Origin of the sequence: Paraburkholderia sp. (assembly GCF_049581445.1) — a bacterium.
Taxonomy (GTDB): Bacteria; Pseudomonadota; Gammaproteobacteria; order Burkholderiales; family Burkholderiaceae; genus Paraburkholderia.
On sequence record NZ_JBAURZ010000165.1, the window covers coordinates 1 to 5002 of the forward strand.

Genomic DNA, 5002 nt, shown 5'->3' on the forward strand with positions numbered 1-5002 from the left:
CTCCAAGGCTGGCGAGGCCGTCGGGGGCGGGCCGGTTTCGATCAACTGCATCTCGATTGGCGGCAGCGTATGCGGCTGCGGGCCAGGCTCCTGGCCCGCGAACCAGCGCACCGAATGCGCCAGCATCATGAGGCACAGGACAGCAGCCAACACGACTGCCATTGCCAGCCGGGAGCGAGACGCATCGGCGAACGTGGCAAGCCTTCGCACAACGCTGTTCACCCGATCATTCAAGGCGCTACGCCAGACGCTAATCACGATGCACGGCGACCAGGAAATGCTCGGCGCCAGCTCGCCGCGCCGCCAGCATGGCCTGCACGACGATGCCATGCGCAGCATGATCGTCTGCGGCTATGACGACGTTGGCATCCGGGCGCAGCAGGCGAGCGATCGTCGGCGTCACCTGATCGAGCCGCACGGGTTGCTTGTCGATAAACACATGATTGGTCTCGTCCACCGACAGCGTCAACGGCTGGTTTTGCGGCATGGCTTGCGCACGCCCTTGCGGCAGATTGATCCGCACGGCATCGAGACGCTGCATCGCCAGCGAAGTCAGCATGAACGTGGCCAGCAGAAAGAACATCACATCGATCATCGGAATGATTTCGATGCGGCCCCGCTTCGAGCGTCGCGAGCGCCGCAGCTTCATGAGACCCGCCCGGTGCGTTCGGCTGTGAGGCGCAGCTCGCTCACCGCCTCGTTGGCGAACGACTCCAACTCGTCCATCAGCCGCTCGATGCGGCGCGAAAAGAAGTTGAACGCAAACAGCGCTACAAGGGCGATGACGAGACCAATCGCTGTGGCGATGAGCGCCTGCGCGACACCGCCGGTCACGCCGCTGGGATTCACGAGGCCATCGCCGCCGATCAGCTTGAACGAGTGCATCATGCCGACAATCGTGCCAAGCAGTCCAAGCAGTGGCGCGGCTGTGACGATGGTTTCCAGCAGCCATAGACCACGGCTCATGTCGCGTTCGATTTGCGCGGCGGCCGCTTCAAGCCGCGCCTCGATCCGCCACAGCGGCGTGCGCTCATCGTCGAGCAGTCGGCCGAGCCGACGCAGCGCGTGGCGGGGCGGCAAACCTTCAGGAAGGCGTGCTCGCACTTGAGCGCTCGAGTGATCTTCGAGCGGCGCGAACCCACGTTCCGGGTCCGCCCACTCGGGCAGCCGTGCGAAGCGCCAGAACGCATAAGCACGGTCTAGCGTGATCGCCAGCGCCGCGATGGCCAGCAGCGTCAGCGGATAGATCACTGCCCCGCCCAGGCGCGCGGCGTCGGCCAGATTGGCCCAGTCGTTCATGATGAAACTCCGGTTGCGTGCTGCATCAGAACAACTTGGTGATGCCGGCGTAGATTGCCCGTTGGGGGCCGAATTGCGGCGCTTCGACACCAATGCCCGAGCCGTCGCGCAGTTCGTACACGCTGTTGATCGCGTTGATCAGCACGAGTCGCGCATCGAACTTGCCGACAATCGGCTCATCGAAATGCTGGATCACGGCCAGATTCAGTTGACCGTACCAGGGCAGCTTGTCAGTGTTGGCGAAGCCGCTACGCAGACCGCTGCCGACAATGGCATCCGCGGTAAACGTGGTCTTGCCTAGCTCATAAGCGCCGCCGAGCGAGGCCGTGACACGCTGATCGTGATCAAGGAAGACCCAGTTGCTCGCGATGAAAGAGAGCTCCGCGGCACTGAAATTGAATTGCGCGGAATCGACGTTCTTGCCCTGCGCGCGGCTATACGCGAGATTCAGATACGCCGAGACATTGCCCTGCTTGTAATTGGTGGTGAATTCGAGCCCGTAGACGCGGCCATATTCGTAGTTGAACGGCGTAAAAATCAGCGCTGTGCCGAACTGGCCTTCGTCGAGCAGGTTAGACGCGATCTTGTAGTATGCGTCGAGCCCGACAGTGAGCGCGGGCGTCAAACGCTGCGTCACACCTACATCGAAGTAATGGCTGCGCTCGGGCTGCACAGGGCTGTCCTGAGTCACTTCGCTCTGGTTGGTCGTACCGTTGAAACGCGTGATTGTCGACGCCGACACCAGCTCGAAATCCGGCGGCGTGAAGTAGCGCGCGTAACCCGCATGCAAGGTGGTGGCGTTGGTGGGCTGGAACACGAGGCCAATGCGCGGGCTCAGCTGGCTGGCGTGCACGTACTCGTCCATGCCGTCGTAGCGCAGGCCGTAATTGAGCGTCAGCTTGCTCGACAGCTTCCACTCATCCTGCAGGTACGCGCTATACAGATAGCCGGTGCTGGCGCCTGAATCGTTGATATTGAACGGCACGTCGGACAGTTGCTCGCCAGCGGCGTTGGCCGGGAAAACGGCGACGTTGTCGTTGAACACGGCGTGCTCCTGCTCGGCCATCACACCGGCGCGCAGCGTGTGCGTGTCGTTGAGCCGATAGGTCGTATCGGCCTGCACGCCCTCGGCCTGATTGCTGCGGAAATCGTCCGAGGCGACACCGTTGAACATCAGGTCGCCGATCGGGTCGGGATTGAACTGGGTGCGCGTGTAGCGGGTAAACAGCGCCACCTGATAGTCGAGCGCGCCGCCGTTAGTCCCCTGTAATGCCAGCACGCCGAAATTGTTCAACTCTGACTGCGTTTCGTTGAGATTGGCCGAATTGAACGCGCTCTGACCGGCAAGAGCGAAATTGGTCGGCAGACCTGGTGTGTTTGGCAGTTCGAACTGGTTTGCTGCGGTGCCCACCATCACGCTGACCCGCGTCAGGGGATTGATGATGTACGACAGGTAACCGAAACCGTTGCCCTGGCGCGTATGGTCGTGCAAGGGACTGCCGTCGGAAGTGGGCGCCTCGATGCCGAGGTTGTTCACGCCAAGCGTGCCGGTGAAGAAATAGCTGAGCGGTCCTTGCGAGCCGTAGACGTCCGCGCTGCTTTGCAAGGTCTGGTGACTGCCGCCGTAGACGTCGATCGAGCCGCCATTGCCGAGATCGCCCGACTTCGTCGTGATGTCGACGATCCCCGCGGTCTTGTAGCCATATTGCGCGGGCAATGCGCCGGTAATCAGATTCACCTGATCGATGATGTGCGTATCGAGCGACTGGCCGAAGCCGCTGATCGGCTCGGGAATGATGATGCCGTTGATCCGATACTGCAGATCGGCATGGTCGCCGCGCACGTGAAGCTGGCCGTAAGAATCGTTGGCGACGCCCGGCGCCTGCAGCAGTACCTGGTTTAGCGGCGTGTTGTCGCCTTGCGGCAGTGCCTGGATGTCCGCTTGCGTGAAGCGATAGACGCTCGCGCCGACCTCGGGCTGCAGGCCGTTGCGCGCGATGTTCAGGCGCTGCGCCTGAACGTTGACATCGATCGCGCTGCCTTTTTCCAGTGTTACTTTCAGCGGCTGGGGCGTGGCGCTGTCGACGGTGGCGATACTGGTGCTGGCGCCGAATCCCTTGGCGTTGATCGTCACCGCGTAGGTGCCAGGCTGGACCACCGGGAGGACGAAGCTGCCGTCATGGCCTGTGTGGGTTTGCCCAAGGGTATGGCCGTCTGCGTCCTGCACTGACACGGCAGCGTTGTCGAGCGCGTGCCCTTGCGTGTCGGTGACAGTGCCCGTCAACTGGGCGCCCGTTGCGGCGCTGCCTGCGGCAAGCGCAGGCAGGCAAAGCGTCTGGGCGAACAACAGCAATGCGGCACGCGAAATGAGTGTGTGATGTTTCATGTTCTTCTTGTACGAGTGGAAGTCCTCTTGCCGCCCCTGACCATTCCGCTTGATGCCGTTGTCGGCGTCGGGCGCGTTCTTGGTGATATGTTATAACATAACAATTAAAATCCGCAATCGCAGATCGAGACGAACGGTATGCGTCAGCTCCGAGGATAAAATCGAGGCAGACGTGATACGTTCACGCTGGCTTATGCGGTTGTTTAGATCCGCTTCCAGCCACCACCATCTGCAAGGAGACACGTTGTGACGGCTACGAAAAAGGTTGCCCTGGTAACGGGCGCAGGCAGCGGCATCGGCCGTGCGAGCGCGCGTCGTTTGCTCGAACATGGCTATAGCGTGGTGTTGACCGGGCGTCGTCAGGAGCCGCTTGATGAACTTGCCGCTGAGGCGCGCCAGAACGGTTTCGATGCGCTGCCGGTGGCCTGCGACGTTGCTGCCGCTGCCGCCGTCGACGCGCTGTTTGACACAATCCGTCAGCACTACGGCCGGCTCGATGTGCTGTTCAACAACGCCGGACGTGGTGGGCCGCCGGTGGAGATCGACGAACTGAGCGTCGAAGACTGGCGTAGCGTCGTCGACACTAACCTGACCGGTGTGTTTCTCTGCACGCGCGCAGCGTTCGGGATGATGAAAAAGCAGACGCCGCAGGGCGGCCGCATCATCAACAATGGCTCGATTTCGGCGCACGCGCCGCGTCCTAACAGCATTGCCTACACGTCGACCAAGCACGCCATCACCGGTTTGACCAAATCGGTGTCGCTCGACGGACGCAAGTACGATATCTGCTGTGGCCAGATCGACATTGGCAACGCCGCGACGGAGATGGCGGCGCGGATGGCGCGCGGCGTGCCGCAAGCCAACGGTGAGATCGCGATCGAGCCGTTGATGGACGTCGAACTGGTGGCCGATGCCGTGCTGCATATGGCGGACATGCCGCTGTCGGCCAATGTGCAGTTCATGACGATCATGGCGAGCAAGATGCCGTTCGTCGGGCGCGGATGAGCGGGTGATCGGATGAGCGGCCTGCCGCAAGCCGCGTCACACGCCCTTTACGAGATCAACTTATACTGATCGATCCACGTGATCCGGACGTAGCCGTGCCTCATGCCTCGCGGAAAGAACCCCTGCGGGACGCGCCGCAAGACACCCTGCGTGACGACCCACCCCCGACGCCGCCCAGACGCCCAGAACTCGACGATTGCTGCCACAGTGGCTGCAACCCTTGCGTCTTCGACCTTTATGAGGACGCGTTGGAGCGCTATGAGGCGGCACTCGCCGAGTGGCAAGCGCGCCAGCCGCGCGCCGCTGCGAAAC

5 protein-coding genes are annotated in these 5002 nt (G+C 62.1%); 2 read left to right on the top strand and 3 right to left on the bottom strand.

Annotated features, from left to right (window positions below):
- Positions 1–250: 250 nt before the first annotated feature.
- Genes WCA85_RS15140 through WCA85_RS15150 form a run of 3 tightly spaced genes read right to left on the bottom strand, consistent with a single transcriptional unit; the run spans position 251 to position 3685 of the window.
- Entirely contained in the window at positions 251–649 is a 399-nt protein-coding gene (locus WCA85_RS15140) for an ExbD/TolR family protein (protein WP_424065173.1), read from the bottom strand.
- Positions 646–1299, bottom strand: a complete 654-nt coding sequence (locus WCA85_RS15145; RefSeq protein ID WP_424065175.1) for a MotA/TolQ/ExbB proton channel family protein — start codon at positions 1297–1299, stop codon at positions 646–648. The genes WCA85_RS15140 and WCA85_RS15145 overlap by 4 nt, the downstream gene beginning before the upstream one ends.
- Positions 1300–1324: 25 nt before the next feature.
- On the bottom strand, positions 1325–3685 hold the full coding sequence (locus tag WCA85_RS15150) for a TonB-dependent receptor (RefSeq protein ID WP_424065177.1): 2361 nt from the start codon (positions 3683–3685) through the stop codon (positions 1325–1327).
- Positions 3686–3931: 246 nt separating this feature from the next.
- Between WCA85_RS15150 and WCA85_RS15155 the strand changes: the two genes are divergently transcribed.
- Both WCA85_RS15155 and WCA85_RS15160 read left to right on the top strand, forming a co-directional pair.
- Entirely contained in the window at positions 3932–4690 is a 759-nt protein-coding gene (locus WCA85_RS15155) for an SDR family oxidoreductase (RefSeq protein WP_424065179.1), read from the top strand.
- A 95-nt stretch (positions 4691–4785) separates the two neighbouring features.
- A partial coding sequence (locus tag WCA85_RS15160) for an oxidoreductase-like domain-containing protein (RefSeq protein WP_424065181.1) occupies positions 4786–5002 on the top strand: 217 nt, incomplete at its 3' end.